Source organism: uncultured Gelidibacter sp. (genome assembly GCF_947500795.1).
In the GTDB taxonomy this organism is placed as follows: domain Bacteria; phylum Bacteroidota; class Bacteroidia; order Flavobacteriales; family Flavobacteriaceae; genus Gelidibacter.
The window spans coordinates 1-1,267 of the sequence record NZ_CANMTE010000015.1 but is presented as its reverse complement, the minus strand read 5'-3'; the positions used below and the strand labels follow the sequence as shown (position 1 = coordinate 1,267).

The 1,267-nt window shown below is 41.6% G+C and carries 1 protein-coding gene; it reads right to left on the bottom strand.

Annotated features, from left to right (window positions below):
- Positions 1-103 precede the first annotated feature (103 nt).
- Positions 104-1,203 (bottom strand): IS3 family transposase gene (locus tag Q0947_RS15170; RefSeq protein ID WP_299399790.1). Its coding sequence is split into 2 segments (ribosomal slippage): positions 104-942 and positions 942-1,203, totalling 1,101 coding nucleotides; the frame shifts between segments, so codons are not numbered across the junction.
- Between the last annotated feature and the right edge of the window lie 64 nt (positions 1,204-1,267).

Below are 1,267 nucleotides of genomic sequence, written 5' to 3'. Positions count from 1 at the left end.
TGTAGGCTTCCCCCGTTTAGAACTGTTTGTTAATCCAAATATATAATTTTTTCCGTTTTAAAATGAACTGGCTTTCTCTTCATATTTCTGTTTAAAAGCCGGTTTATTTTAAAATGAGCCCCGCGGCAGCGGCATGTTGCCTTTTCGCATATTCTATAGGTGCAATATTACCCAAGGAATCATGAGGTCTATGATGATTATAATCATCCATCCATATCTGTGTCTGTTCCCTTACCTGGTCTATGTTCTCAAAAATGTATTTATTGAGGACACCTCTTCTATATGAACCATTGAACCGCTCTACAAAAGCATTTTGGGTAGGTTTTCCAGGCTGTATATATTTAAACTCTATCTCGTGCATCTCACTCCAGACACTAGCAATGTGGGCGATGAACTCAGGGCCATTGTCCATCCTGATCTTTTTAGGTTTTCCTTTTTTATTTATCAGATGGTTCAGTACCCATACGACACGGTTACTGGTCAACGAAAAATCAATCTCGATATGCAGTGCCTCCCTGTTATAATCATCGATGATATTAAATGCCCTAAATCGTCTTTTATTCTCCAGAACATCTGTTACAAAGTCCATACTCCAAGTATGGTTGAGCATATCTGGAACCTCTAATGGCTCTTTTACTCTCACAGGCAATCGCTTTTTTACTTTTCGTCTTAAGGGAAGCCCTAATGAAACATAAACTCTGTGCATGCGCTTGTGGTTCCAAACATTCCCCTCGTTGCGCAATCTGTCATAGGCCTTCCAAAAACCCTCCTCCGAGTGTTGCTCAGCCTTTTTTTGTAGTGCCCTTTCTATCTCGGTATCATCCTTTGGCAATGGCCTATAATAATAAACACTCTTACTCATATTTAAAACACGGCACGCCCTGCTGATACCGTAGTGAAGGAGTTCATTGGCAATAGTTCTCTTAGGGCAGGGCTTCAGAGCTTTTTTTCAATGATCTCCTTGGCCATTTGATGGTCTAGGGCTAGTGTGGCATACATCTGTTTGAGCCGTCGGTTCTCCTCTTCAAGCTCCTTGAGCCTCTTTAGTTCTTTGGAGTCCATGCCGGCATACTTGGAACGCCACTTGTAAAAAGCGGCAACGCTCACGCCGTGCTCACGACTAATCACGTCTACGCTCTTTCCGTTGTCGAACTCCTTTAGGATCTTTGCGATCTGCTGTGGTGAAAATCTGCTCTTTCTCATAATACTGTCTAAATTAAGATAATTATTCTACTTTTAAACAGTTCGGTTTTAGGGGAAGCTTACA